Genomic DNA, 26,158 nt, shown 5'->3' with positions numbered 1-26,158 from the left:
TTGTGAACGTTCACCCGCGCGCCGGAGGATAGAGGCAATGGCACAGAAGACCCCCGAGTCGGCCGAGCTGGAACAGCTGCTGCGCACCGGGCCGTTCCATCTCGCCCTGCGCAGTGCGCTCACCGTGCGCGGCCTCGCCCTGACCCGCGTCCAGCACAAGCTCGCGGAGCGCGGCATCAAGGTCGGGGTGACCAGTCTGAGTTACTGGCAGCAAGGGGCCCGGCGGCCGCAGCGCCCCGAGTCGCTGCGAGCGGTCCGCGCCCTGGAGGAGGTGCTAGGCCTGCCCGCACAGTCACTGCACCGGCTGCTGGAGCCCGAGGGCGGGGCCCGCCCGGAGGCCGAGCGCCCGGCCGGCCGCTCCTACCGCTCGCTGGTGGCGCCCGCCGACGCACTGCGGCAGCTGTTCACCGAGCTGGAGACCCCTGCGGACGGTGGTCTGCACACCGTGGGGCATCACGAACGGGTACGGATCGGGCCGGGACGCGAGCTGAGCGAACGCGAATCGCTGCAGGTGGTCCGCGCCCACCGGGACGGCGTGGACCGCTACGTCGCCATCCACCGCGGCGACGCGGGCTGCGATCCGACCCGGGTCGCGGTGCGCGCCGTGCAGAACTGCCGGCTGGGGCGGGTGCGCGGGGACGCGGACACCGGGGTGGTGGTCGCCGAGCTGCTCTTCGACGCGCGACTGCGGGCCGGCGACACCCATGTCTTCGGATATGTCTTCGAGGACGGCAGCGGCGGCCCGAGCGCCGAGTACATCCGCGGCTTCAGCTTCGCCGGCGGCCAGTACGTCCTGCAGGTGCACTTCGACGAGGCGGCCCTGCCGGTACGCTGCCGCCGCTTCGCCCAGGCGTCGGCCGGCGCCCCGCGCACCGGCAGGCAGGAGCTGACGCTCAACGGCCGGCATCGCGCGGTCCACCTCGTGGAGCAGGGCGTGCGGCCCGGGATACTGGGGATCGGCTGGGACTGGGGCTGACGGGCTCGGGGCGTCCGCCACCGTCCGGCTCGCGCGCCCTGCGCGGCCTCAGCCCGCGATCAGCTTTCCGCCCTCGGCCTTCACCGGGACCTCGGGCAGCGGCCGGGTCGCCGGGCCCTCGATGACCTTGCCGGTGGTGACGTCGAAGCGGCTGCCGTGGCAGACGCAGTTGCCCTCCGCCTTGTCGACCTCGGCGAGGATGCAGCCCGCGTGGGTGCACTTGGCGCTGAAGCACTTGAACTCGCCCTTGGCGGGCTGCGATACGACCAGCCGGTCCTCGCGGTAGAGCTTGGCGCCGCCGACCGGCACCTCGGCGGCGGCGCCCAGATCGACCGGTGCGGTGGGCACCGCCGAGGCACCCTCCTCCGAGCCCCCCGAGCAGGCCGCCACCCCGAAACCGGCGGCGCCCGCGAGGGCGGCCCCCCGCAGCACGGTTCGACGGGCGGGGGGCTGGCGCATGGCTACTCCAGAGGTCCGAGGGTGTCCGCCGCCGACGATACCGATACAGGTCATTCCGCTTCCGGCGGCCCGACCACCGCGGCGGGCTGCATGGCGTACGGGCGGCCGACGCGCCGTGGTCAGCGGCGCTGCGCCTCCTCGGACTTCGCGCGGGTGCGTGCGCCGGTGCACTCCAGCGCCGCCCCCGCGCGAGGACGGCCCCTCGCCCGTTCGCGTTGTTCGCCCCGCTCCACCTCCGGCAAGATTCTGAGCGTAAACGCTTACGCAAGCGTTTACGCGTGTGTTGTGATGGTGCCGGCACCACGAGGAGCACCGCACAGCGGCACCGCCGTGATGGCGCACGATCGGGAAGGAAGAACCGGATGGCAACGATGGTCGATGTGGCCCGGCGCGCGGGCGTCTCCGTCGCCACGGTCTCGCATGTGCTCAACGAGACCCGGCCGGTACGCCCCGCCACCCGCACCGCGGTGCTCGGCGCCATCGATGAGCTCGGCTACACCCACAACACCCTCGCCCGCTCCCTGGTCACCTCGCGCACCCGCTCGATCGGCCTGGCCGTCTCCGCGATCAGCAACCCGTACTTCACCGAGATCCTCCAGGGCGTGGAGGCCGGCGCCCTGGAGGCCGGCTACAGCCTGCTGATCGCCGATCCGCACGACGACCCCGTGCACGAGCGCAAGGTCGTCCAACTGCTGCACGAACGGCGGGTGGACGGCATGATCGTCGCGCCGTCCGCGGCGCCAGCCGAGATGGTCGGGTACCTGACCCGGCGCGAGGTGCCAGCTGTCTTCCTGGACCGGCTGGTCGACGACGGCCAGGACCAGGTCTGCGCCGAGAGCACCGGCCCGGTACGTCAGCTGGTCGAGCATCTGGCCGGTCTTGGGCACACCCGGATCGGCATGGTGGCCGGGCTCCCCGGGCTGAGCACGACCACCGAGCGCGTCCAGGGATACCGCGAGGGGCTGCGCGCCCGCGGTCTGCCGTTCGCCCCCGAACTGCTCGCCGGCGGCAACTCCGAGGCGGAGGGGGCTCAGGAGGCGACCCGCCGGCTGCTCGCCGCACCGGAACCGCCCACCGCGATCATCACCGCGAACAACGCGATGACCATCGGCGCGCTGCGTGCGCTCGGCGAGCGTGGCCTCCAGGTCCCCCGCGACATGGCACTGGCCTGCTTCGACGACTTCTCCTGGGCCGACTTGTTCACGCCACGGCTGACCGCGATCGCGCAGCCCAGCAAGGAGATCGGAGCCACCGCGGTCCGGCTCCTGCTGGAGCGCCTGGAGGAGCCGGAGCGGCCACCGCGCACCATCCGGCTCCCCTGCACCCTGGTTCACCGTTCGTCGTGCGGCTGCCCCGCTCCCGCGCCGGGTACGGCGGACGCCGGCCACCCGGCCTCAGCACCGGCCGCAGCACCGGCCGCGACCACCCGCCCGGCCGGCACCCCGGCCGTCGGCGAAGCCCCACAGGAAAGGAACCGCACCCGTGATCGTCGTCGCCGGTGAGGCATTGATCGACCTCGTCCCCAGCCCCCGGGAAACGTCCGGGGACGGCCAGTTGCCCGCGCTGTTGCCGCGCCGCGGCGGCGGCCCGTACAACACCGCGATCGCCCTGGGGCGTCTGGGTTCGCCCACCGCGTTCTGCTCCCGGATCTCGACCGACGCCTTCGGCGAGGCGCTGGTGGAGGGGCTGCGGAACGGTGGGGTCGACGCCTCCATGGTGGAGCGCGGCTCCGAGCCGACCACCCTCGCCCTGGCGGACATCAGCCCGGACGGCTCGGCCGGCTACGGCTTCTACGTCGACGGCACCGCCGACCGCCTCTTCACCCTGCCGCCGGCGCTCCCGGAGGGCGCCCGCGCCCTGTCCCTGGGCACCTGTTCACTCGTCCTGGAACCGGGCGCGAGCGCCTATGAGGCCCTGCTGCGCCGCGAGGCGCGACGCGGCGTCTTCACCGCGCTGGACCCCAACATCCGTGCCGGGTTGATCGCCGACCCCGCCGCCTATCGCGCCCGCTTCGCCTCCTGGCTCCCCCACGTCACCCTGCTGAAGATGTCGGAGGAGGACGCGCGCTGGCTGGCGAATGCGGAGACCGGCTCGCCGTCGGACGCCCAGGGCAGCGCGGACGGCGGGGTGGACGGTGCCTGGGAGGCGGTCACCGCGGCGGCGAAGGGCTGGTTGGGTGCGGGTTCCGCAGCGATCGTCATCACGCGCGGCGGCAACGGCCTGACGGTTCTGACCCAAGGGGGCGACGACGTGAGCGTGCCCGGGGACCAGGTCGAGGTCGTCGACACCATCGGCGCGGGCGACACCGTCAACGCCGCGCTGCTGCACCGGCTCGACGCGCACGACGCCCTCTCCCACACCGCTGTCGCCGCGCTCGGTGCCGAGGACTGGCGCGACATCCTCGGCTTCGCCGCCCGAGCGGCCGCCGTCACCTGCTCCCGCGCCGGCGCCGAGCCCCCGTACGCGGCGGAACTCCTGGCGTAGGTGGGGGGAAGGGACGGCGCACCGCCGGCAGCTGCTCGTCCCGGGCCCTGCTCACCGGGAGTCGGCTCGCTGGTCGCCGGCTCCCCGCCCAGCGCCGGGCTGGTCGCTGCTCGCCCTCTACGGTCTGGGCGCCCGCGGACGGTCCGGGCGGCCGGACGGTGTCACCGGCCCGTGTCCCGCCATCGCGCCCTGAGGCCGTGCCCCAAAGATCCGGCTCCGCTCCGAACGGTGCCGAACCGGCAACGGGCCGCCACCGCTCCGTGACGAGGAGCGATGGCGGCCCGGAGTTCCGCGCTGCGGCGTCAGGAGGCCCGGCGGGCCCGCGTCGTCTTCTTGGCGGCAGCCGGTGCTGCCTTCTTGGCCGAAGCCGTCCGTGCCGTGACCTTCGCCGAGGACTTCTTCGCCGCGGCCGACACGGCCTTCTTGGCCGGCTGCTTCTTCGCCGCGGCCTTCTTCGCCGGCTTCGAGGCGGGCGTGGCGTCGCTGACGCGGTCGCCGAGGATGTCCCGCAGGAACTTGCCGGTGTGGCTGGCGGGGATCGCGGCGATCTCCTCGGGCGTGCCCTCGGCGACCACCAGTCCACCGCCGTTGCCGCCCTCGGGGCCCATGTCGACGACCCAGTCCGCCGTCTTGATCACGTCGAGGTTGTGCTCGATGACGATCACCGAGTTGCCCTTGTCGACCAGTCCGGACAGCACCGAGATCAGCTTGCTGATGTCCTCGAAGTGCAGACCGGTCGTCGGCTCGTCCAGGACGTAGACCGTGCGGCCGGTGGAACGCTTCTGGAGTTCGCTCGCCAGCTTCACCCGCTGCGCCTCACCGCCGGAGAGGGTCGGTGCCGACTGGCCGAGGCGGACGTATCCCAGACCGACCTCGTGCAGCGTCTTCAGATGCCGGGAGATGGTCGGCACCGCCTCGAAGAAGTCCAGCGCCTCCTCGATGGGCATGTCCAGCACCTCGGCGATGGACTTGCCCTTGTAGTGCACCTCCAGCGTCTCGCGGTTGTAGCGCGCGCCGTGGCACACCTCGCACGGCACATACACATCCGGCAGGAAGTTCATCTCGATCTTGATCGTGCCGTCGCCGGAGCAGTTCTCGCAGCGGCCGCCCTTGACGTTGAAGGAGAAGCGTCCGGGGAGGTAACCGCGGACCTTGGCCTCCATCGTCTCCGCGAAGAGCCTGCGGACATGATCGAAGACACCGGTGTACGTGGCCGGGTTGGAGCGCGGGGTCCGGCCGATCGGCGACTGGTCGACATGCACGACCTTGTCCACCAGGTCATCGCCCGCCACCCGGGTGTGCCTGCCCGGCACCGACTTGGCGCCGTTCAACTCGCGCGCCAGGTGGGTGTAGAGGATGTCGTTGACCAGCGTCGACTTGCCGGAGCCGGAGACTCCGGTGACGGCGGTCAGCACACCGAGCGGGAACGAGACGTCGATGTCCTGGAGGTTGTTCTCCTTCGCGCCGTGCACCGTCAGCTGCCGGGTCGGGTCGGCGGGACGACGGATGTCGGGCATCGCGATGGCCCGCTTGCCGGCCAGATACTGCCCGGTGATCGAATCCTTGTTGGTCAGCAGCTCCTTCATGGGGCCGCTGTGCACGACCTTGCCGCCGTGCTCCCCCGCCCCCGGGCCGATGTCCACGACCCAGTCGGCGACCTTGATGGTGTCCTCGTCGTGCTCGACGACGATCAGGGTGTTGCCCATGTCGCGCAGGCGGACCAGGGTCTCGATGAGCCGGTGGTTGTCGCGCTGGTGCAGGCCGATCGACGGCTCGTCCAGGACGTAGAGCACACCCACGAGGCCGGAGCCGATCTGGGTGGCGAGGCGGATGCGCTGGGCCTCGCCCCCGGACAGGGTGCCGGCGGCGCGGTTCAGCGAGAGGTAGTCCAGGCCGACGTCGACCAGGAACTTCAGCCGCTCGTTGACCTCCTTGAGGACCCGCTCGGCGATCTTCTTCTCGCGGGCGTCGAGCTTCATGTCCCGCAGGAAGTCGGCGCAGTCGCTGATCGACATGGCCGCGACATCGGCGATCGACTTCTCCTGGACGGAGACGGCGAGCACGATCGGCTTGAGCCGCGTCCCCTCACAGGTCGGGCACGGCACCTCGCGCATGTAGCCCTCGAAGCGCTCCCGGCTGCTGTCGCTCTCCGCCTCGCTGTGCCGGCGCTTGACGAACGGCACGGCACCCTCGAAGGGGGTGGTGTAGGCCCTCTCGCGGCCGTACCGGTTGCGGTAGCGCACCTCGATCTGGGTGCGGTGGCCCTGCAGCAGGGCCTTCTTGGCGCGCTGCGGCAGCCCGGCCCAGGGAATGTCCGTACGGAAGCCGAGGGCGTCCGCGAGGGCGTCGACCAGCCGGCCGAAGTACTCCTTGGTGTGGCCGTGCGACCAGGGGTGGATCGCTCCTTCGTCGAGGGACTTCTCCTCGTCGGGAACGATCAGGTCCGGGTCGACCTCCATGCGCGTGCCGATGCCGGTGCAGTCCGGACAGGCGCCGAAGGGCGAGTTGAAGGAGAAGGAGCGGGGCTCCAGCTCCTCGAAGGACAGGTCGTCGTAGGCGCAGTACAGATGCTCGGAATACATCCGCTCGCGCTGCGGGTCGTCGGCGTCGAGGTCGACGAAGTCGAGGATGACCATGCCGCCGGAGAGGCCGAGGGCGGTCTCCACCGAGTCGGTCAGCCGGCGCTTGGCGGACTCCTTGACCGTGAGGCGGTCGACGACCACCTCGATGGTGTGCTTCTCCTGCTTCTTCAGCTTCGGCGGCTCGGAGAGCTGGATCGTCTCCCCGTCCACACGCGCCCGGCTGTAGCCCTTGGTCTGGAGGTCGGAGAAGAGGTCGACGAACTCACCCTTGCGCTCGCGCACCAGGGGGGAGAGCACCTGGAAGCGGCTGCCCTCGGGGAGCTTCAGGACCTTGTCGACGATGGCCTGCGGCGACTGCCGCGCGATCGGCCGCCCGCACTCGGGGCAGTGCGGCTTGCCGATGCGGGCGAAGAGGAGGCGGAGGTAGTCGTAGACCTCGGTGATCGTGCCGACCGTCGAGCGCGGGTTGCGCGAGGTCGACTTCTGGTCGATCGAGACCGCGGGGGACAGGCCCTCGATGAAGTCCACATCGGGCTTGTCCATCTGCCCGAGGAACTGCCGCGCATACGAGGAGAGCGACTCGACATAGCGCCGCTGCCCCTCGGCGAAGATCGTGTCGAACGCGAGCGAGGACTTGCCCGACCCGGAGAGCCCCGTGAAGACGATGAGGGAGTCGCGGGGGAGGTCGAGCGAGACGTTGCGGAGGTTGTGCTCGCGAGCGCCACGGACGATGAGACGGTCGGCCACGCCGGTCGCACCTTTCTGGAGAGGGGGGGAGCCGCGGCCCTGCGTCCGCCGCTCGGTGGAGCAGAGGCGGCGGAGCGGAGCGGAGCCCACGCCCCAGGGTATGGGGACCGCCGCGGCACTGTCTTAGTGATGCCTACACGAGCCTATAGCACGCGCATTCGATTTACGGTGCTCGATAGCACCCTTCACCCAAACGTGTGGCGGCGCCGTTTCCTTCCCGCCCGGCCCGCCGCCCGTACGCCGCGGCCTGGGCCCCGGCCCTCGGGCGGTCCAGCGGCGCCCGCCCCGGCACAGAGAACCTGCGTCGCAGCACCGCAGCCTGTTCAACGGCCACAACGTCCACCAGGTCACCCACCGGCTGCCGCGCCACGGCTCCGGCGCGCCCGACGCCGTACGCCGCCATGATCGGCATCAGTGCCGGCCACGCATCAGGGTCGCGTACCTCACACCCGGCCCAGGCGGCTCCACGACCGCGCCGGCCGGCGTCCCCGCGCTCCGGCAACCGTCTCCGCGATCTCCTCGGCCACCTCACGCTGCGCACGCGGAAGCCCCGCCGCCCTCTCGTTCCGCCGTCGCCCGGTGGTACGGCGGCCGGTCGCGGTGACTCGCCCGCCCCTCGCGCACCACCCGCGTACGCCATGGATCTGTGTCGGCCGACTCCCGAACTCGCCGTCGCGGCGCTAGCGTCGGCCCATGACCCTCACTCCGCCAGACTTCCCGCACGACGCGGCAGCTGTCCGCGAGGCCACCGACCGCCTGCTCGTCTCGCTGGGCAAGCTCGACGACGAGGCGATCGGCGAACCGTCGCTTCTCCCGGACTGGTCCCGCGGTCACGTCCTGGCCCACCTCGCGCGCAACGCGGACGCACTGGTCAACCTCCTCACCTGGGCGCGTACGGGAGTCCCGGCGCCCATGTACACCAGCGCCGCGGCCCGCGACGGCGATATCGCCCGAGACGCCGACCGACCGCTGGCGACACATCTGGAGGACCTGCGGGAGAGCGCCGCGCGGTTCGACGCGGCGGTGGACGCGCTGCCCAGCGAACGCCGGGCGTACGAGGTCGAGATGCGCAACGGCGTCGTCGAACGGGCCGACCGGCTGCCGCTGCGGCGGCTGGCGGAGGTCGAACTGCATCACGTCGACCTCGGGGTCGGCTACTCCGTCGCCGAGCTGCCGCCCGCCTTCCTCAGCAGTGAGCTGGACTTCCTGGCAACGGTGAAGTTCATCCGGCATCCGCAGCTGCCGGCATTGGAACTGCGGACCGAGGACGGCCGCATGTGGCGCACCGGGGGCGGCGGTGCCACGGCGAGCGCCGGGGCCCCGTCCGTGGTGGTGACGGGCTCAGCCGCGGCCCTGGTCGGCTGGCTCACGGGGCGGATGGACGGAACCGAACTCGACCCACAGGGCTCCGCCCTGCCCGCCGTCCCGCCGCTCTAAGGTGGCCCCATGGGCTACAGCGGAGCAGTGAAGGTCGGCGGACCGGCCGACGTGCACGAGCTGACCGACGTGATGATCTCGAAGGTCGCGGTCGGTCCGATGAACAACAACGCCTACGTGCTGCGGTGCCGGGCGACCGACGAGCAGCTGCTGATCGACGCGGCCGCCGAGCCGCACACCCTTCTGGCACTGATCGGCGACAGCGGCATCACCTCCGTGGTCACCACGCACCAGCACGGTGACCACTGGGGCGCCCTGCGCGAGGTGGTCGATGCGACGGGTGCGCGGACGTACGCGGGGCGGTTCGACGCGGAGGGCATCCCCGTCCCCACGGACGTGCTGGTCAACGACGGCGACACCCTCACCGTCGGCCGGGTGCAGCTGACCGCCCGTCACCTGACGGGCCACACGCCGGGCAGCATCGCGCTGGTCTACGACGACCCGCACGGCGCCCCGCACGTGTTCACCGGCGACTGCCTCTTCCCCGGAGGCGTCGGCAACACCTGGGGCGACGCCGAGCAGTTCGCCAGCCTCGTCGACGACGTGCAGACCAAGCTCTTCGACCAACTGCCGGACGAGACCTGGGTCTACCCGGGCCATGGCAACGACACCACACTCGGCGCCGAGCGTCCGCACCTGCCGGAGTGGCGCGAGCGCGGCTGGTAGCGCCTCGCGACAACGAGCAGGTGCGCATGGAGGCGAGCACGTCCGGGCCCGCACGCGGCAATTCCGCGTGCGGGCTTCCGCGTCCGCGTTCCTGGTCGGAGGCCCGTAATAGAGCTGCGAGCCCGGCGTCCGCCCCTTAGCCTCACGCCATGCTGCCTTTGCGCCCCTCTCCGGTGTATCCGCCCAAGCCCCGGCCCGGTGACCGCGTCGCCGTGCTGTCCCCGTCGTCGGACCTCGCGGCACGGCTGCCGCTGCCGTACGAACTCGGCCTCGCCCGGCTGGAGAAGGAGTTCGGACTGCGACCGGTCACGTATCCGTCCACGCTGCGCAAGGGCGCCTCGCCGCAGGAGCGGGCCGACGACCTGCACGCGGCGTTCGCGGACCCGGAGATCAGGGCGGTCTTCACCACCATCGGCGGTGACGACCAGCTCACCGTCCTGCCGCACCTGGACCGTGCGGTGTTCCGCGCCGACCCCAAGCCGTTCTTCGGCTACAGCGACGGCACCGCCCTGCTGGCCTACCTGCGCAACACCGGGATCGTCGGTTTCCACGGTGCCTCGGTGATGTGCGAACTGGGCCGCCCCGGGGCGTTGCACCCGCTCACCGCCGAGTCGCTGCGTGCCGCGCTGTTCACCTCGGGCCCGTACGATCTGCGGCCTGCCGCGCACTACACGGACGAGGACGGCGACTGGGCCGCCCCGGACACCTTCGCCTCCGAGCCCGCCATGTGGCAGGGCAACGGCTGGAGTTGGCACGGGCCGGAACGGGTGGTGGAGGGCAGCAGCTGGGGCGGCAATCTGGAAGTGCTGTCCTGGATGCTGATGGCGGACCGGGAAATGGGGGCCGCCACCGACTTCGACGACGGCGGCGTGCTCTTCCTGGAGACATCCGAGGAGCTGCCGCGTGCCGACGATGTGTACTACGTGCTGCGCAGCATGGGCGAGCGCGGTCTCCTCGGGCGGTTCGGTGCTCTGCTGATGGCCCGCCCGAAGGCGTGGTCGCTGTCCCAACGGCACTCCGCCGAGGCGAAGGCGTCGTATGTGCGGGAGCAGCGCGCGGCGGTGCTGCGGGCGCTGACCGCGTATGCGCCGGAGATGGTGGCGGTCTTCGACGTCGATTTCGGGCACACCGATCCGCAGCTGGTGATTCCCTGCGGAGGCACGATCCGGGTTGACGGGCAGGCCCGGCGGATCACGGTCACGTACTGACAGGCGGCCCGAGCGCGAAAGCGGCCGGTACCGCTCCGGCGGGAGCGGTACCGGCCGCCGTCGGCGGTGCGGATCTCAGGCGTCGATGCTGCTCTTGGTCTCCGCCTCGGCCGCCGTCTGCTTCTTCGAAGCGCGCAGGCTGGTGATCGTGGTGACGACGAGGACGGCGCAGATGACACCCAGCGAGACCGGAATGCTGATCTCCGGGACGCCCACCCCCGACTCGTGCAGGGCGTGCAGCACCAGCTTCACACCGATGAAGCCGAGGATGATCGACAGGCCGTACGAGAGGTGGACCAGCTTCTTCAGCAGCCCGCCGATCAGGAAGTACAGCTGCCGCAGACCCATCAGCGCGAAGGCGTTGGCGGTGAAGACGATGTACGGGTCCTGGGTGAGGCCGAAGATCGCCGGAATGGAGTCCAGCGCGAAGAGGACGTCGGTGGTGCCGATCGCCAGCATGACGATCAGCATCGGCGTCATCAGCCGCTTGCCGTTCTCCACGATGAACAGCTTGGTGCCGTGGTAGGTGTCGGTCGACGGCACGCGCTTCTCGACCATCTTCAGGACGCGGTTCTCCTCGAACTCCTCGTCCTGCTCCTCGGCCCGCGCCTCCTTGATCAGCTTCCACGCCGTCCAGATGAGGAACGCGCCGAAGAGATAGAAGACCCAGGAGAAGTTGGCGATGATCGCGGCACCGGCGCCGATGAAGCCGGCCCGGAGGACCAGTGCTATCAGCACGCCGACCATCAGCACGCGCTGCTGGTAGATCGCCGGGACGGCGAACTTGGCCATGATCAGAACGAAGACGAAGAGGTTGTCCACGCTCAGGGACTTCTCGGTGATGAAGCCCGCGAAGAACTCACCGGCGGGGGCACCGCCGCCGAACACCAGCAGGCCGAGGCCGAACAGCCCGGCGAGCGCGACCCAGACGCCGGTCCAGATGCCGGCCTCCTTGAGGGAGACCTCGTGCGGTTTGCGGCCGCCGATGAAGAAATCGGCGGCGATGAGGGCGCACAGACCAAGAATGGTCAATGCCCACATGTTCAGGGAAACGTCCACGCTGCTCCTCCGGCAGAGTCGTACGGCACTTACAGCGTCGTCGCTGCCGGAGGTCTCTTCCACCCGGTACCGCGACTGCTCGCGGTCCTTGAGACGGGCCGACGCCCCGGGATCTCGTCACACTCTCAATCCGTGATGACGGGTACGTCGCAGCGGGAATACTCCCCTCCGCCCCTAAAGAGTAAAGGAAGCCCAAGGCTTAGTAAAGAAATGGGCAAAGTTGCTGGTCAGGGGCCTTTGCCGATACGTCGCGGCGGCGGCCAAGGGCATCACCGCCGGTCGCCACGCCGTGCCTCGGCCAGCCGTCCCAGGACCTGGCGGACCACCTGGCTGCCCTTCGGCGGGAGCGGCGGTTCGTACGTCCAGGCATGGCCGACCCAGGGGTCGGCCAGATGCGCGTCGGGCACGGGAGTGATCCGCAGCAGGGACCGCCACAGCGGGTCCAGGATCGGGCCGTACTCCTGCGCCTGGGACCTGTCGGCGACCATCATCAGATGCACCCCGACCGCGGGTCCCTCGTCCGCGAGATAGCGGAGCTGGGTGAGAGCCCGGTCATCGAAACCGTGCGGGAAGTCGTGCACGAGCAGCAGGTGCTCGGCGGTGTCCACGTCGGGCGGCAGCGCGTCCGCCACCCTGTTGCGCACGGCCATCTGAACGAGGTCCACCCGCCGGGTCAGCGCCTCCAGGACCGTGACCACACCCTTGGCCCCGGCCGCCGGTGCCTCACGCAGGGCGCCGGACTCCCGCAGCGGCGCGAGCGCGGACGCCGCGCCGCCGCCGGGATCGATGACCTGGACCACGAATTCGCCCGCGGGGTGAATGGCGAGCAGCCGGGCGGCGACCGCCACCGCGGTCTCCATCGCGCGCCGGCGCAGCTCCGCCTCGTCCAGCAGCCCGTCCGTGAGCGCGCTGCCCAGCTCCCGGCGCCCGTACTCCCGCTCGGGCTCCTCGCTGTCGCGGGCGTATGCACCGCGGCCGCTGTCGATCCACAGGCCGCGCTCCAGAGGGAGGCGCACCAGCATGGGGATGCGCAGATCCAGCACCTCCGGGAGATGCAGATCGCCCAGGCGCAGCGCCATGGGGGGCTCCAGCGGGACGTGGTAGCCCTGCCAGACGGGGCTGTCCCAGCGGGCGAAGGCGGGTGGCAGCGCGGGCTCCACGACGTCTGATTCGGCCGTGAGCTGGGCGAGGTCGCGGTCGAGGGCGGCGCGTGCCTGCGCGACGAGGGAGGCGTGCCGGTCCCGGGCGGTGGCGCGGGCGGTGTCGGCGGCCGTCCCGAGGCGGTTGCGCGGGTCGGCCAGGGCCTTGTCGAGCTCCTGCTCCAGGCGCGATTCGGCGAAGCCGGACGCGCTGCGGTAGGCGGAGACCGACCGGGCCAGGTCTTCGAACATGCCCCAGACCTGGTTGTAGAGCCGCTCCTCCATGCTCCAGCCGGCGGCGTCACCGGCCACCGGCGGTGGGGGGCCCTCCGCCGCGGACGGCGCGGGCCCGGGCGCCGTGGACGGTGCGGGGGCGGTGCGGCGCTTCGGGTGCCGGTAGTCGATGGGGCCGCCGCCCTGGCCGCCGTCTCCCGGGGGCGTGGACGGCACCGGTGCGGCCGGGGGCGGGGTGGCCGCTGCCGGGCCGGCCTGGACGGAGGACTGCGTTCTGCCCGGGGAAGCGGATGGCACGGTGCTGTCCGGGCCCGGAGCGGCTGCCGGAGCGGAGTGCTCCACGTCGCCCGACGGGGCCCCGGGCTGTTCCGCCCGGCTCGCCGCGGCGGGCGCGGGTACCGCCCGCGCATGGCCCAGGCTGACCGCCGCCTCGATCTCCGCGGCCAACTCGGCGGCCTGCGGCAACCCCTGATCACGCAGCATCGCGATGAGTCCGTCGGCGTACCCCTGCCCCACGGCACGCACCTTCCAGGCGCCCTGCCTGCGATACAGCTCAACGGCGACGACGGCGGACTCTGCGCCGAGGCCGGTGAGGGTGTAGCCGGCGATCCCGCTGCCGTCCAGGCCGGTGACCGTGACGGAGGGCGCGGCGGTCGCGCCGAACCCGCTCATGCCGCCGCTCCCGGGCAGGGCCAGCAGCACACTCACGCGGTGCACGTCCTCGGACAGCGCGTCGAGATCCACCGCGAGGCGGTGCTCGACGGCGGCCTGACGGGGGACCTCGATGCCGGTGAGCCGCGGTGCCCCCGGGTGGGCCACGGCGTCGGCGCCCGACAGCCTGCCCTGCTCGTCCCCGAGCGTCACCCCGGCCACGACGGGCCGGCCCGCCACCACACGGATCTCCACACGGGTGCGGTCCAGCGGATGGTTCTGCCCCCGGACCAGCTCGGCCGTCATCGTTGTTCCCCCTGGTTGTCGTACGTCCCGGACCGGCCCCGGGCGCCGACGGCCCGGAGCGTGGCGGCCGCGCGGCCCGGTGCGCGCTGCCGCTCCCCGCATGACTGCGGAGGTGGCTACAGATACGGCACGATCGCCGGCACCACGTCCTGGAAGGTACGGCCGTTGGAGGGCTCACCGATCGCGGTCATCTGCCAGCCGTCGCCCACGCGGTGCACCTTCGACATGACCTGCGCGGTGTAGTTGCCGCCACCCGTGAGGGTGTACCGGGCCAGCTCCTGTCCGTTGGTCTCGTCGACCAGACGGCAGAAGGCGTCCTCCACCTCGGTGAAGCTCTGCCCGGTGAAGGAGTTGACGGTGAACACGATCTGGTCGATGTGCACCGGGACCCGGGACAGGTCGACCAGGATTGCCTCGTCGTCGCCGCCCTGCCCCGCGCCGCCGACGAGGTTGTCACCGGTGTGCCGGACCGAGCCGTCGTCGCTGACGAGGTGACGGAAGAAGACGACGTCGATGGGCTCCTTGCCGGCGAACAGCACCGCCGAGGCGTCGAGATCGATCTCCTTGGTGCGCCGCCCGAAGAGCCCGCGGCGCGGCGCGGAACGCCACCCCAGCCCCATCCGCACCGCGGTCAGGGTCCCTCCGTCGGACTTCTGCAGGCTGACGCCCTGTCCCTTGGACAAATTGACCGACACGCGCCGTCCCCTCTCTGTGCTGGGCCGCCGTTCCGGCGGCCTCATCGACCCTACGCAGAACGTCGGGCCGAGAAGCCGCCAGGCCCTCCTTTTGTGGCACTTCTGCGACACAGCAGGCATCGGGGGAAGGGGCCCGCTGTGTCTCGCAGACAACAGCGAAACCCCTCTGCCGGCGGGCGCGGGCCCCGCTCGGGCACGCCCGAGTGGGGCGCCCCGTCCGGCGGGTGCCGGGCGCTGCTGCCCGCTACTTCACCCCGGCCTCCCGCATCTGCCGCAGCTCCTTCTTCAGTTCACCCACCTCGTCGCGCAACCGGGCGGCGACCTCGAACTGCAGCTCGGCCGCCGCGGCCCGCATCCGCTCCGTCATCTCCTCGATGATCCCGGCGAGTTCGGCGGCGGGACGGTCCGTCAGGGCCGCCTTGCCCTTGCCGCCCTTGGACTTCCCACCGAGCTCCGGGACAGGCGCCGGCGCCTTGGCGTCCTTGCCGTCGGCCTGCTTGCGGTAACCCGAGCCCAGCAGCTCGCGGGTGTCGATCTCCTCGCGGGCGATCGTCGCGACGATGTCACCGATCTTCTTGCGGAGCGGCTGCGGGTCGATGCCGCGCTCCTTGTTGTACGCGAGCTGCTTCTCCCGGCGGCGGTTGGTCTCCTCGATGGCCTTCTCCATCGCCGCCGTGATCTTGTCGGCGTACATGTGGACCTGACCGGAGACGTTTCGCGCGGCACGCCCGATCGTCTGGATCAGCGCGGATCCGGAACGGAGGAAGCCCTCCTTGTCGGCGTCCAGAATCGCCACCAGGGAGACCTCGGGGAGGTCGAGCCCCTCGCGCAGCAGGTTGATGCCGACCAGGACGTCGTACTCACCGGAACGCAGCTCGCGCAGCAGCTCCACACGCCGCAGGGTGTCCACGTCGCTGTGCAGATAGCGGACCTGGATACCGAGCTCCAGGAAGTAGTCCGTGAGGTCCTCGGCCATCTTCTTGGTGAGGGTGGTGACGAGGACCCGCTCGTTCTTGTCCGTCCGTGTACGGATCTCGTGCACCAGGTCATCGATCTGCCCGTCGGTGGGCTTGACGACCACCTGCGGGTCGACCAGACCGGTCGGGCGGATGATCTGCTCCACGTAGCCGTCGCCGCGCGCGAGCTCGTACTTGCCGGGCGTCGCGGACAGATAGACGGTCTGACCGATGCGCTCCAGGAACTCTTCCCACTTCAGCGGCCGGTTGTCCATGGCCGACGGCAGGCGGAAGCCGTGCTCGACGAGGGTGCGCTTGCGTGAGGCGTCGCCCTCGTACATGGCACCGATCTGCGGGACGGTGACATGGGACTCGTCGATGACCAGCAGGAAGTCGTCCGGGAAGTAGTCGATGAGGGTGTTGGGCGCGGAACCGGGCTCACGGCCGTCCATGTGCATCGAGTAGTTCTCGATGCCGGAGCAGGAGCCGATCTGACGCATCATCTCGATGTCGTAGGTGGTGCGCATCCGCAGGCGCTGTGCCTCCAGGTGCTTGCCCTGCTTCTCCATCGTGGCCAGGCTGTCCGCCAGCTCGGCCTCGATCCCGGCGATGGCCCTCTCCATCCGCTCGGGCCCGGCGATGTAGTGGCTGGCCGGGAAGATGTACAGCTCCCGGTCCTCGCTGATGACCTCGCCGGTCAGGGGGTGGAGGGTGGAGAGCGCCTCGACCTCGTCCCCGAACATCTCGATCCGCACGGCCAGCTCTTCGTAGACCGGGAAGATCTCGATGGTGTCGCCGCGCACCCGGAAGGTGCCGCGGGTGAAGGCGACGTCGTTGCGGGTGTACTGGATGTCGACGAAACGGCGCAGCAGCTGGTCACGGTCGATCTCGTCACCGACCTTCAGCTGCACCATCCGGTCGACGTACTCCTGTGGCGTGCCGAGGCCGTAGATGCAGGAGACCGATGCGACCACGACGACATCGCGCCGGGTGAGCAGCGAGTTCGTCGCGGAGTGGCGCAGCCGTTCGACCTCCTCGTTGATGGAGGAGTCCTTCTCGATGTACGTATCGGACTGCGGGACGTACGCCTCGGGCTGGTAGTAGTCGTAATAGGAGACGAAGTATTCGACGGCGTTGTTCGGCAGCAGCTCGCGGAATTCGTTGGCGAGCTGGGCCGCGAGAGTCTTGTTGGGCGCCATGACGAGCGTCGGGCGCTGCAGCTTCTCGATCATCCACGCGGTGGTCGCCGACTTACCGGTGCCGGTGGCGCCCAGCAGGACGACGTCCTTCTCACCCCCGCGGATGCGCCGCTCGAGGTCGGCGATGGCCGTCGGCTGGTCACCGTTGGGCTGATAAGGGCTGACGACCTCGAAGGGTGCCACCGTGCGTTCGATCTTTGATACGGGCCGCATGGAATCCACCGTACGACCCAGCACTGACAATCGGCGTGGCAATTGCCCTGACCTGCGATTTCACCCCACGGGCCCGGGTCGGCGGCCGACGCGGCCGGTGCACCGCCACATCCCTTCGGCGATATCCTGCCCCTCCCGCGCACAGCCCCGGCTCCGGCATGGCATCGCCACCCCGCCCTGACGTCCCTGCGTACGGCGCTCTCCGGCAGATCCGCCCCGGGCGCGTCGCTCTCGGCTCTATATACAGAACACCCGCCGGCTCGCAAGACCAAAACCAGTCAGAAGCACGAGCGGTGACGAACCATAGGCCGAGATGCGCGGACGCCGTGGCTCCGGCAAGTTGGACGACGTCGGGGCGTACGACCGTTGCACCGCCCTCTCCGGGCATCCTGCCGCCTCGGCGCTCAAACACATAAAAGCTGCTGCTTCTCGTTCATTATCTGGCCATCCCACGCCTACCTCCCGCTACGGCCCGGCTGCCAGCCTCTGCTCATCCGACCCGTTCACGTCACCGCACGTCTGCTCACTTCCACGACGTCACGAGGAGTCCGCATGCGTATCCGCCCCGTTGCCACCGGCGTCACCGCTGCGCTCATGGGTCTGTCCGCGCTCATCCTCTCCCCCTCCGCCGCCCACGCCGCGACCGAGGGCCACAGAACGGTCGTCTTCGCCCACCGGGGCGCCTCGGCGTACGCCCCGGAGAACACCCTCGCCTCGATCGACGCGGCGCACCGGCTCGGTATCGACTGGGTCGAGAACGACGTCCAGCGCACCAAGGACGGCGAGCTGGTCATCCTGCACGACAACTCGCTCGCCCGGACGACCGACGTCGAGCAGGTGTTCCCCGACCGCGCGCCCTGGAATGTCTCCGACTTCACGCTCAACGAGATCGAGAAGCTGGACGCGGGCAGCTGGTTCGGGCAGAAGTTCGAGGGTGAGCGCGTGCCCACAATGGAGGCCTACATGGACGAGGTCGAGCACAACGGGCAGAAGCTGCTGATGGAGCTCAAGTCGCCGGAGCTCTACCCGGGCATCGAACTCCAGACCCTCGTCGAGCTGCGCCGCGAGGGCTGGCTGAGCAAGTCGCACGTCAAGCGCCGCCTGGTCATCCAGAGCTTCAACGCCGACGCCATCAAGACCGTGCACTTCTTCCGCTCGGACGTCAAAACCGGCTTCCTCGGCAACCCCACCGTCGCCGACCTGCCGAAATACGCCGAGTACTGCGACCAGATCAATCCGAACCACAACGCGGTCACCCGTGACTACGTATCCGCCGTGCACGGCCTGAAGGGCCCCCACGGCCGGGCCCTGGAGGTCCACACCTGGACCGTCGACGACGGCGCGCGGGCCGTCAAGGTCGCCGAGATGGGCGTCGACGGGATCATCACCAACAAGCCCGACGTCGTGCGGGACGCCCTGGCGGGCGCCTCCGACTGACGCCCGGCCGGCGGAGCGGGGCGGGCGAACGCCTCCGCCTCGCTCTCCGCCGCATTGTCAGTGGTGGGTCCTACGCTGAACACGTGACGAACGCAGAGCAGGACGACCAGGAAGCCTTCCGGTCGACGCCGCCGGACACCGGCCAGGGCGTGGCGGGCGCGCCCCCGCACGACTGGGGCTGGACCCTGCTGCAGAGCCCGATAGGCCCCCTGCTGCTCGCCGCGACCCGGAAGGGCCTGGTCCATGTCGTCTTCCATGCCGACGAGCGGACGGCCCGCCGCGCGCTGACCCGGCTGGAGCAGCGGTTCGGGGGACCGCCGCTTGCCGAGATACCTCATCTGGCGACGGCCACCACCGAGTTCACCGCCTACTTCGCCGGAAAGCTGCGGGCCTTCACCGTGCCCCTCGACTGGGACCTGTCGGCCGGCTTCTCCGCCCTGGTCCTGCACGCCCTGGCCGACGGCGTCCCCTACGGCAGCGTTGTCGGCTATCAGGACCTCGCCGACCGCGTCGGGGAGCCGGGCGCCGCCCGCGCGGGCGGCGCGGCGATGGGTTCCAATCCGCTCCCGATCATCGTGCCCTGCCACCGTGTCGTGGCGAGCGACGGCGGTATCGGCGGCTTCGGCGGTGGCCTGGAGACCAAGCGCCTGCTGCTCGCCCTCGAGGGGGTACTCCCCGCTCCCCTGTTCTGACCACTCCTCCCGCCGACCGCCGACCTCCGGCTCCTACGAAACGGCAGCGCCATGTCCCGTCAGATCGCTCTGCTCCGCGGCATCAACGTCGGAGGCCACAACGCCTTCCCCAAGGCACGGCAGCTCCAGCTGGCCAAGTCACTGGGCTTCGAGGACGTCTCCGTCCTGCTGCAGACCGGCAATATCGTCTTCGCCGATCCGGGTACGCCCCCGGAGGCGACCGCCCGCACGCTCCATGAGGCGATCACCGCCGAGCTGGGCCTGTCGGTGCCGGTCATGGTCCGCACCCGCGAGGAGCTGGCCGCCGCCGTCGCCGCGAATCCGTTTCCGCAGGCCGTCCCGGAGCCCAAGAGCCTGCATGTCACGTTTCTGTCGGCGGCGCCGGCCGACACCTCCGCGCTGGACGCGCTCGACCTCGACGCGTTCGCGCCCGACCGGTTCCAGCTGGTCGGGCGCGAACTGTTCCTCTGGTGTCCCGGCGGCATCGGCCGCTCCAAGCTCGCCGAGAAGGTGAGCCGCGCCCGGCTCGGAGTGACGGCCACCTCGCGCAACTGGAACACCGTCACCAAGCTCCTGGCCCTGGCGGACGCCTGAACCGGCTCTGACGCCCGTACCGGGCTCCGGCAGCGGCCCGGGACGACGACCCTGCATGCGGGCGCATCTGTCAGCCGGGCGCGGGACGCGCCTGCCCGGCCGGTTCCTCAGCGCCAGCCGTACCGCTCGCGCAGCCGGTTGACGACCAGATTGAAGCGGCCCCGGTCCAGTGCGCACGCCTCGCGCCGCATCCCGGCCGGATGCACCCGCAGCACCCGGTCCACGTCGATCCACGAGTCCCGTCCGGCGCGGTCCCACGGCCCCGTACCCAGGGGCACCCATTCCCGGTCGTGGTCGTGCCGCTTGCTGGAGAGCTGCACCGCAAGCAGCGTGCCGCCCGGCTCCCGGGCGACGACCAGCACGGGCCGGTCCTTGCCCCGGCCGTCGTTCTCCTCGTAGGGCACCCAGGTCCACACGATCTCGCCGGGGTCCGGGTCGCCGTCCGGGTCGGGTGCGTAGGACATCTGTATGGCGCCGACGGCGCGCGGCCGGGCCTCGACCGTGGCGGCGGGGCCGTGGCTGCCGGGCAGCGCCACCGGCTCGTCGGCTGCATTGAATGAAGTGGTCACGAGCCCACGCTAGCGGCCGCCCCCGGCGTCCTGACCAGCGGTCAGCGGTCGATTGTCAGTGGCCGGCCGTACGGTTTTCAGCGAGGGGGACGGCCGCTCGGGCGGCACGGGGAAGGGACCACCATGTCAGGGAACACGACGTATCCGGAACTGTCGCAAGAGGGCGACGGGGCCCACGAGTTCTGCGAAGTGGCGGTGCGCGGCACAGTCGTCCCGGTGCGTTACGGGCGCATCGATGCGGCCGGCCGGCAGCGGGCCGCGGCCTTCCCGACAGCCCAGGAGCGCTCAGCCCGGCCCGCTCCAGGCGGGCCGACGGGGGTCGTCGGCCCGGACGACGACATCCGCGGTCTCCTCCGGCCTCGTCTCCTCGTCGTAGCGCGCGAAGGCGGGCAGCGTCCACCGCGCGTCGTCCGGCGTGCGGCGGGCCAACGCGGCAGGCGACAGCTTCAGGTGGACGGAGAGGTCGAAGGGGAACCAGTGCCCCAGCAGCAGCGGACCGTGCAGCAACAGCACACCTCCGGGCGGCAGTTCCGCGTACGCACTGCGCGTCGCCCGGTCCGTCACCGGATCCCACAGATCCGGCAGTACCCGTCCGGTGCCACCGGGGTCCAGCGGCTGGAAGACCTCGCGCCACAGGGCCTGCCGGTCGAACCACTCGTCGTGGAAGGCGTCCGGATCCTCGCGGCCGTACTCCAGGCGCAGCGAGGCGGGACGCAGAAAGCCGAACGCACCTGCCTTGTGCACGGCCCGCCCCCTGAGGCGCAGGGCCTCCGCGAGGCGCCCCGCGAGGTCACCGGGAGCCGTGGCAGGTGCCCCGTCGACCGCGACCCGCAGCCACGGGCTCCCGTCCTTCGCCGGCATGGCGACAAGGCGCTCGGCGAGCGCGTCGGTCAGCCGTTCCCAGGTGATCGCTTCGAGCCGCACCCGGTCATTGTGCCCGGCCGCGCGGCGCGGGGCGCGCCGCATCAGCCCGACGAAGGCCGGTCAGACGGCGCGCCGAAGGTGAGGCCGGAGACCACACCGGACTGGTTCACGGTGCCGCGCTGCACCCCACCGCTGAAATTGATGTGTATGTCCCGCACCGTGTCCTGGTCCTGCTCGGGCCACAACTCGTCGAGCAGTGCGCACAGTTCCGCCGCCGCGGCAGGATCCTCGCTCAACAGGCGCCGCAACCGCAGTCGCCAGGCGGCAGTCCCCGCCGCTTCCCTCGGGCGCCTTGAGCCGTCGTGTGCGCGTCGTCCTGCTGTCGGTGCCCCCGTAGGGAAGGAGCCGGGCCCATGAACGGGCCGGCGGCCGCTTCCCGCCGGTCAGGCCTGGTCGGCGGTCGGCCGCGCCGCGCCGTAGCGGCTGAGTTCTGCGGCCGCCTCCTTCGTCGCCTCGATGACGCTCTCCGGAGCCACCGGCATCACCGACTTGAGCTTGAGGAGCAGTACCGCTCCCATGATGGCGCCGTCCCACATGATGGGCGCCGCGCAGGAGTTCCAGCCGGCCATGCACTCCTCGTAGCCCAGTGCGTGACCCAGGTCGCGGACCTCGGCCAGGGACGCCCTCAGCGCGTCGTTGTCCCGGTAGACGCCCGGTCCGGCCTGGTCGGGGACCGGCTCGGACAGCACCCGCTGCTGCAGCACGTCCGGCAGGTAGGCGAGGATCGTCCGCCCGGAGGCGCCGGTGCGCAGGGAGCGCGTCACGGACAGCACGTCGCGCGGGGTCATCCCCAGCTCCGCGAGGTCGGAGTCGCCGACGGCCATGTCCACACACTGCCGTTGCGCGCCGGAGAACGGAGCGACCATGTAGAGGAACGCCAGCCCGCCGTCGGTGGCCATGCGCAGTTCGCGAAGTGCCGTCTGCGAGGTGGCACCGTCGAGCCGGTGGTCGAGGGCGGTGAAGGCGAGCTGGGCGGCCGAGGTCCGCAGCCGGTAGAGGCCGCGGTCCACCCGCTCGAAGATGCGCTGGTAGATACCGGATTGCAGGATGCGGTAGACGACGGAGTCGTCCAGGCCGGTACATTCGGCGATCTCACCGGGCCCGTGGGCGGACCCGCCCAACTCGGCGAAGGCCGTCTGGACGAGGAAGACCCGCTCGGCATGGCTGGATCCCGACGTCCGGGAGCCGGCGCCCGACCCACCGCCCTTTCGCGCGTGCCCGGAACGGCCCGGGGTGCCCGGCGCGGTTTCCGGGACACCCGACGCGGAGGTCGTTACGGCGGCTTTCGACGCCGCGGTGCTGTTGCCCATTGTGTGCTCTCTCCCCTGGCAGTGATCCGCGCCCGAAGGCGCACGGCATTTGCGGTGCGAGCCGACACACCCGTGGCCCGCGGACTGTGCTGCGGCCCATGGCGGGCGGCCCCGGCGTGCGCTGCCGGGGCCGTGGTGCCCGTCCGGCGCCCGGTGTCAGCGGGCGACGTCGAGGGCGAGTTTGCCGGTCGAGGTGCGTGCGGCCAGATCGTGGTGTGCCCGGGCCGCCTCGCCGAGTGCGTAGGTGGCGCCGGTCAGCGGCTTGAGGGAACCGTCGGCGACGGCGTCGAACAGCGCCCGCATGGACGTCGGCAGCGCGTTGCGGTCCCCGTAGAGCTGGGGCAGCCAGAAGCCCGAGACGGTGAGCGACCGCTCCATCAGGTCCCGGGTCGGCACGTTCGCCAGCTCGCCCCCGGCGAATCCGTAGACCGCGAGGCGGCCGCGCGGCGCGACGGCCGCCAGCGTCCTTGCGAAGGTGGCTCCGCCGGTCATCTCCAGAGCCGCCTGGACCGGGCCGCCGGCCGCCTCCAGGATGCGCTCCGTCAGGTCCTCCGCGGTCGAGTCGACGACGGCATGAGCGCCCAGTTCCTCGGCCAGCTTGCGCTTCTCCGCGGAGCCTGCGAGGCCGATGACCTTCGCCCCGGCGCGCGCGGCGAGTTGGACCGCCAGCGAGCCGACACCGCCGGCCGCGGCCGGCACCACCACGGTCTCGCCCTCGGTGAGGCGCAACGACGTGAACAGCAGATGCCAGGCGCTGTTGCCCTGCAACGCCAGGGCGACGGCCTGCTCGTCGCTGATGCCGTCGGGCACGTCCCAGGTGACCCGGCGGTGCAGCAGGGCCCGCTCCGCGTAACCGCCCCCGCGGGTCAGCCCGACGACGCGGCGTCCGCCGTCCACCGTCCCCACCACTTCGTTGCCGGGTATGTACGGCAGCTCGACGGGTGCGAGGTAGGTGTCCCCCCGGACGTGCACATCCGCGTAGTTGATACCGGCCAGGGACACATCCACCAGCGAGTGGCCGCCGCGGGGCTCGGGCTCGGGCACGTCCTCGAGCCGCAGCACCTCCGGGCCGCCGAATTCTCGCATCACAATCGCGCGCACGACTCTCCCTCTGGTTCACAAGTGCTGTGCCCGCACAGGGTAGGCACGGCGCCCTTCGGCCCGTGGATGTCCGATCATTTCGCGCCAACCATGGGGTCCCTGGTGTGCGCTTGTTGTGCGCGTCACGAGAAATACCCGTCGGCTTTCTCGTGTCGCGAGAAAGCCGACGAGCGCTATCCACCCATTGCGACGTTTTGCATCAGATCTACCGGCGAGTATCGCTTGGGTGGCTCTCACGCGTCCCTCGCTCGATTCCGGGTTCCGCATGTGATCGCTGCAGCCTACGATCCGGAATTGTGTCCGCCGTCGGCCAGATGCGCCGACCGCGTTCCCAGGGGCAGAGCACGTTCCGCGAGGCACACGCGCTCGCCCCTCCCACCCGGTGAGACGGGCGGGTGGCGGAGGACGTGGCCGTACGCGAAGCGAGGCGAGCACGGCCTGAGGGGGAATCATGTGGGGGCAAACGGGGGGCGGCAGGCCGGCGTTCGCGCCGGCCTGCCGGGATCTTCAACGGCGACAGCCACTCGCACCGGTGCTCCTGCGGCGCCTGCGGGCGGCGTCCGCGGCCCTGCCCGCGATGGTCAGCACTTCGCTCATGGCAGCCACCGACGCCGTCGCCGACGCCGCGCGCCGACGGGTCCGCAGGAACACGGCACCGCCGTATCTGGACGTAGCCCGCTCCCGCCCGGGAACCGCTCGTCTCCGCAGAGAAAGGCACTGCCCATGAACGCGTCGAGCAGTACGAGCAGCACCGGGCTCGAGTTCACGCACCCGCACCTCGCCGTGGTGCTGGGCGGCGGCTTCACGGGCATGCTCGCCGCGGCTGCGCTGTCCGAGCACGCCGATGTCATCGTCGTCGAGCGTGAGCGGCTGCCGCGGACTCCCGCTCTGCCCACGGATCTTCCGCAGGCCCGGCCCGCCCATCTGCTGACGGCGGAGGGCGCCCACGCCGTCGAGGCCCTGCTCCCCGGCGCGGCCGAGCGCTGGCTCGCCCAGGGGGCCCGTCGCCTCCCCGTGCCGCCAGGGCTCGCCCGCCGACCCTCCCCCGGCTGGTTACGTCTCCGGCCGCCATCGCAGTATCTGATCGCCTGCTCGCGCGACCTGCTCGACCGGGCCGTACGCCGGCAGGTGACGGCCCTCCCGGGGGTGATGGTCCTCGACGCCACCGAGGCGGAGGACCTCACGGGCACCTCGGAGCATGTCACCGGGGTACGCGTCCGGAACACCGTCACCGGCGAGGTGTTCCGTCTGGACGCGGACCTCGTGGTCGACGCCACCGGGCGGAGTTCCACGACTCCGGACCGCCTCACCGCACTGGGGCTGCCCCCGGTGGGCGAGGAGGTGGTGGAGTCCGGAGTGCGCTCGGCCACCCGTCTCTTCCGCGCGCCGTCCGGCGGCGAGAACTGCCCTGCGGCCAGTGCACGTTCGCAGAGCACACTGCCGCTCCCCGGGAGCGTTTCCTCGGGGCGCCGGATACCCGCGCGGACGGCGACCCTGGTGCCCGTCGAGGACGGGCGCTGGCTGGTGACGCTCACGGGCTCCGGGGAAGACCGGCCGTCCGAACACGCCGACCGCTTCGTGCCGTTCGCCCGCAGCATCCCGCACTCCGTCATCGGCGACCTCATCGCCGACGCCGAGCCGTTGAGCGAGGTACGGCTGTCCCGCGACACCACCCACCGCCGGCGCCGCTTCGACCAACTCACCTCCTGGCCGACGGGGTTCATCGGCCTCGGCGGCGCCGTGGCGTCCTTCCGCCCCGACTGGGGTCAAAGCCTGTCCCTGGCCGCGCGGGGCGCCGCAGCCCTGCGCGCGGCTCTGCGCCGGCACGGCATGGATGAACCGGCGCTCGCCCACCTTGTGCAGCAAAGCATCGGCCGCCTCGTCGACGCCCCGTGGGCCGTGGCCACCGGCCGGGACACCCGCTCTTCCCATGGCCCGGTCCCGCCGGGTACTGCCGCCGTCCGGCTCGTACGCGGCGCCGTGGAGAGCATCCTGGGCACAGCCACCGGCCTTACCTCCGTGTGCCGTGGCTATGTCGATGTGTTGACTCCTGCCTCGCCCACGCCCGTTCCGCGCGCGGCTTCCGTGCTCGGCCTTCTCAGGAGTGCGGGGAGGGCGCTCCCTGCTCCGAGTGGCGCGGCGGCGTCGGGACCAGCGACGAGCGCGCCACGCGGATCAGCCGCGACGTCACCAACGGCGCCCCCGTCGACACCGTCCTCCCCTCCGGTCCTGCCGTCCTCGGCTCCGGCTGACGCCAGGGCGGCCGTGGGATCGCCGAGTGAGGCGACCGACGCCGCGTCCGTGCTCTCGCCCCTACCCGCGACCTCAGCCGGCGGCGCGCGTACTCCCACCGCCCAGCAGCCCTCCGCAGTCCCCTCCCGTCGCGACGCCGCGCAGGCACTGTGGCGATTTCCCCGACGCACACTCGGCCTTGGGCCGACGTCGCTGCGGCGCATCGGCGGGGCCGGCAGACGGAGGCCGGCCGACGACTGATCCCGGCGGACCTGGTCCGGGCCCCAG

21 protein-coding genes are annotated in these 26,158 nt (G+C 71.3%); 10 read left to right on the top strand and 11 right to left on the bottom strand.

The genetic code is table 11. The features are described from left to right. Positions 1–37: 37 nt before the first annotated feature. Entirely contained in the window at positions 38–976 is a 939-nt protein-coding gene (locus ACH4FH_RS15230; protein ID WP_398556278.1) for a hypothetical protein, read from the top strand. A 48-nt stretch (positions 977–1,024) separates the two neighbouring features. Here the strand turns inward: ACH4FH_RS15230 and ACH4FH_RS15225 are convergent, their stop codons facing one another. Continuing rightward, complete coding sequence (locus tag ACH4FH_RS15225; protein ID WP_398556277.1) at positions 1,025–1,435, bottom strand: Rieske (2Fe-2S) protein; 411 nt, start codon at positions 1,433–1,435, stop codon at positions 1,025–1,027. A gap of 362 nt (positions 1,436–1,797) precedes the next feature. On the opposite strand from ACH4FH_RS15225, the gene ACH4FH_RS15220 reads away from it, so the two are divergent. Together ACH4FH_RS15220 and ACH4FH_RS15215 are read left to right on the top strand one after the other, a co-directional pair. After that, positions 1,798–2,937: a LacI family DNA-binding transcriptional regulator gene (locus tag ACH4FH_RS15220; protein WP_398556276.1), complete on the top strand. Its 1,140-nt coding sequence runs from the start codon at positions 1,798–1,800 to the stop codon at positions 2,935–2,937. Beyond that, positions 2,918–3,919, top strand: a complete 1,002-nt coding sequence (locus ACH4FH_RS15215) for a carbohydrate kinase (protein WP_398556275.1) — start codon at positions 2,918–2,920, stop codon at positions 3,917–3,919. The genes ACH4FH_RS15220 and ACH4FH_RS15215 overlap by 20 nt, the downstream gene beginning before the upstream one ends. A 302-nt stretch (positions 3,920–4,221) precedes the next feature. On the opposite strand, the gene uvrA is transcribed toward ACH4FH_RS15215, so the two are convergent. Next, complete coding sequence (uvrA, locus tag ACH4FH_RS15210; protein WP_398556274.1) at positions 4,222–7,248, bottom strand: excinuclease ABC subunit UvrA; 3,027 nt, start codon at positions 7,246–7,248, stop codon at positions 4,222–4,224. Between the two features lie 693 nt (positions 7,249–7,941). On the opposite strand from uvrA, the gene ACH4FH_RS15205 reads away from it, so the two are divergent. The 3 genes from ACH4FH_RS15205 (at position 7,942) to ACH4FH_RS15195 (ending at position 10,559) form a co-directional block, all read left to right on the top strand. Next, on the top strand, positions 7,942–8,685 hold the full coding sequence (locus ACH4FH_RS15205; RefSeq protein WP_398556273.1) for a maleylpyruvate isomerase family mycothiol-dependent enzyme: 744 nt from the start codon (positions 7,942–7,944) through the stop codon (positions 8,683–8,685). Between the two features lie 9 nt (positions 8,686–8,694). Next, positions 8,695–9,351 carry an MBL fold metallo-hydrolase gene (locus ACH4FH_RS15200; protein ID WP_398556272.1) on the top strand — a complete coding sequence of 219 codons (657 nt, stop codon included), beginning with the start codon at positions 8,695–8,697 and terminating at the stop codon, positions 9,349–9,351. A gap of 149 nt (positions 9,352–9,500) precedes the next feature. After that, positions 9,501–10,559 carry a S66 peptidase family protein gene (locus tag ACH4FH_RS15195; RefSeq protein ID WP_398556271.1) on the top strand — a complete coding sequence of 353 codons (1,059 nt, stop codon included), beginning with the start codon at positions 9,501–9,503 and terminating at the stop codon, positions 10,557–10,559. A 75-nt stretch (positions 10,560–10,634) separates the two neighbouring features. On the opposite strand, the gene ACH4FH_RS15190 is transcribed toward ACH4FH_RS15195, so the two are convergent. The 4 genes from ACH4FH_RS15190 to uvrB form a co-directional block, all read right to left on the bottom strand. Then, on the bottom strand, positions 10,635–11,618 hold the full coding sequence (locus ACH4FH_RS15190) for a TerC family protein (RefSeq protein WP_398556270.1): 984 nt from the start codon (positions 11,616–11,618) through the stop codon (positions 10,635–10,637). 269 nt (positions 11,619–11,887) lie between these two features. Next, positions 11,888–13,948 carry a TerD family protein gene (locus ACH4FH_RS15185; RefSeq protein ID WP_398556269.1) on the bottom strand — a complete coding sequence of 687 codons (2,061 nt, stop codon included), beginning with the start codon at positions 13,946–13,948 and terminating at the stop codon, positions 11,888–11,890. Positions 13,949–14,064: 116 nt separating this feature from the next. Next, positions 14,065–14,643, bottom strand: coding sequence for a TerD family protein (locus tag ACH4FH_RS15180; protein ID WP_398556268.1), 579 nt, complete (start codon positions 14,641–14,643; stop codon positions 14,065–14,067). 244 nt (positions 14,644–14,887) lie between these two features. Beyond that, complete coding sequence (uvrB, locus tag ACH4FH_RS15175) at positions 14,888–17,011, bottom strand: excinuclease ABC subunit UvrB (RefSeq protein WP_398556267.1); 2,124 nt, start codon at positions 17,009–17,011, stop codon at positions 14,888–14,890. A 552-nt stretch (positions 17,012–17,563) separates the two neighbouring features. On the opposite strand from uvrB, the gene ACH4FH_RS15170 reads away from it, so the two are divergent. From ACH4FH_RS15170 to ACH4FH_RS15160, 3 genes are all read left to right on the top strand, one after another. Beyond that, the gene (locus ACH4FH_RS15170) at positions 17,564–18,448 is read left to right on the top strand and encodes a glycerophosphodiester phosphodiesterase (protein WP_398556266.1); all 885 of its coding nucleotides are present in this window, start codon (positions 17,564–17,566) and stop codon (positions 18,446–18,448) included. 83 nt (positions 18,449–18,531) lie between these two features. Next, entirely contained in the window at positions 18,532–19,140 is a 609-nt protein-coding gene (locus ACH4FH_RS15165; RefSeq protein WP_398556265.1) for a methylated-DNA--[protein]-cysteine S-methyltransferase, read from the top strand. Positions 19,141–19,191: 51 nt separating this feature from the next. Next, positions 19,192–19,734 carry a DUF1697 domain-containing protein gene (locus ACH4FH_RS15160; RefSeq protein ID WP_398556264.1) on the top strand — a complete coding sequence of 181 codons (543 nt, stop codon included), beginning with the start codon at positions 19,192–19,194 and terminating at the stop codon, positions 19,732–19,734. A 107-nt stretch (positions 19,735–19,841) separates the two neighbouring features. Here ACH4FH_RS15160 and ACH4FH_RS15155 read toward each other — a convergent pair whose 3' ends face one another. From ACH4FH_RS15155 to ACH4FH_RS15135, 5 genes are all read right to left on the bottom strand, one after another. After that, a complete protein-coding gene (locus ACH4FH_RS15155) occupies positions 19,842–20,303 on the bottom strand; it encodes a type II toxin-antitoxin system PemK/MazF family toxin (protein ID WP_398556263.1) in 462 nt (153 codons plus the stop codon). A gap of 285 nt (positions 20,304–20,588) precedes the next feature. Beyond that, positions 20,589–21,227, bottom strand: a complete 639-nt coding sequence (locus tag ACH4FH_RS15150) for a uridine kinase (RefSeq protein ID WP_398556262.1) — start codon at positions 21,225–21,227, stop codon at positions 20,589–20,591. Positions 21,228–21,268: 41 nt separating this feature from the next. Next, positions 21,269–21,463, bottom strand: coding sequence for a hypothetical protein (locus ACH4FH_RS15145; protein ID WP_398556261.1), 195 nt, complete (start codon positions 21,461–21,463; stop codon positions 21,269–21,271). Between the two features lie 147 nt (positions 21,464–21,610). Next, complete coding sequence (locus ACH4FH_RS15140) at positions 21,611–22,537, bottom strand: IclR family transcriptional regulator C-terminal domain-containing protein (protein ID WP_398556260.1); 927 nt, start codon at positions 22,535–22,537, stop codon at positions 21,611–21,613. Positions 22,538–22,693: 156 nt separating this feature from the next. After that, entirely contained in the window at positions 22,694–23,638 is a 945-nt protein-coding gene (locus tag ACH4FH_RS15135; RefSeq protein ID WP_398556259.1) for a zinc-binding alcohol dehydrogenase family protein, read from the bottom strand. A gap of 723 nt (positions 23,639–24,361) precedes the next feature. Between ACH4FH_RS15135 and ACH4FH_RS15130 the strand changes: the two genes are divergently transcribed. After that, positions 24,362–26,131, top strand: coding sequence for an NAD(P)/FAD-dependent oxidoreductase (locus ACH4FH_RS15130; RefSeq protein ID WP_398556258.1), 1,770 nt, complete (start codon positions 24,362–24,364; stop codon positions 26,129–26,131). Positions 26,132–26,158: the final 27 nt, after the last annotated feature.

The sequence above is a fragment of the Streptomyces sp. NPDC017993 genome (assembly GCF_044328065.1).
Taxonomy (GTDB): Bacteria; Actinomycetota; Actinomycetes; order Streptomycetales; family Streptomycetaceae; genus Streptomyces.
Note: the sequence above shows the minus strand (reverse complement) of the source record. Positions and strands in the feature narration are given on the sequence as shown.

Bases quoted from the DNA above. Each gene is read 5' to 3' on its own strand.
- ACH4FH_RS15230 (WP_398556278.1), top strand. From the start codon at position 38: ATGGCACAGAAGACCCCCGAGTCGGCCGAGCTGGAACAGCTGCTGCGC.
- ACH4FH_RS15225 (WP_398556277.1), bottom strand. From the start codon at position 1,435: ATGCGCCAGCCCCCCGCCCGTCGAACCGTGCTGCGGGGGGCCGCCCTC.
- ACH4FH_RS15220 (WP_398556276.1), top strand. From the start codon at position 1,798: ATGGCAACGATGGTCGATGTGGCCCGGCGCGCGGGCGTCTCCGTCGCC.
- ACH4FH_RS15205 (WP_398556273.1), top strand. From the start codon at position 7,942: ATGACCCTCACTCCGCCAGACTTCCCGCACGACGCGGCAGCTGTCCGC.
- ACH4FH_RS15200 (WP_398556272.1), top strand. From the start codon at position 8,695: ATGGGCTACAGCGGAGCAGTGAAGGTCGGCGGACCGGCCGACGTGCAC.
- ACH4FH_RS15195 (WP_398556271.1), top strand. From the start codon at position 9,501: ATGCTGCCTTTGCGCCCCTCTCCGGTGTATCCGCCCAAGCCCCGGCCC.
- ACH4FH_RS15185 (WP_398556269.1), bottom strand. From the start codon at position 13,948: ATGACGGCCGAGCTGGTCCGGGGGCAGAACCATCCGCTGGACCGCACC.
- uvrB (WP_398556267.1), bottom strand. From the start codon at position 17,011: ATGCGGCCCGTATCAAAGATCGAACGCACGGTGGCACCCTTCGAGGTC.
- ACH4FH_RS15170 (WP_398556266.1), top strand. From the start codon at position 17,564: ATGCGTATCCGCCCCGTTGCCACCGGCGTCACCGCTGCGCTCATGGGT.
- ACH4FH_RS15160 (WP_398556264.1), top strand. From the start codon at position 19,192: ATGTCCCGTCAGATCGCTCTGCTCCGCGGCATCAACGTCGGAGGCCAC.
- ACH4FH_RS15140 (WP_398556260.1), bottom strand. From the start codon at position 22,537: ATGGGCAACAGCACCGCGGCGTCGAAAGCCGCCGTAACGACCTCCGCG.
- ACH4FH_RS15130 (WP_398556258.1), top strand. From the start codon at position 24,362: ATGAACGCGTCGAGCAGTACGAGCAGCACCGGGCTCGAGTTCACGCAC.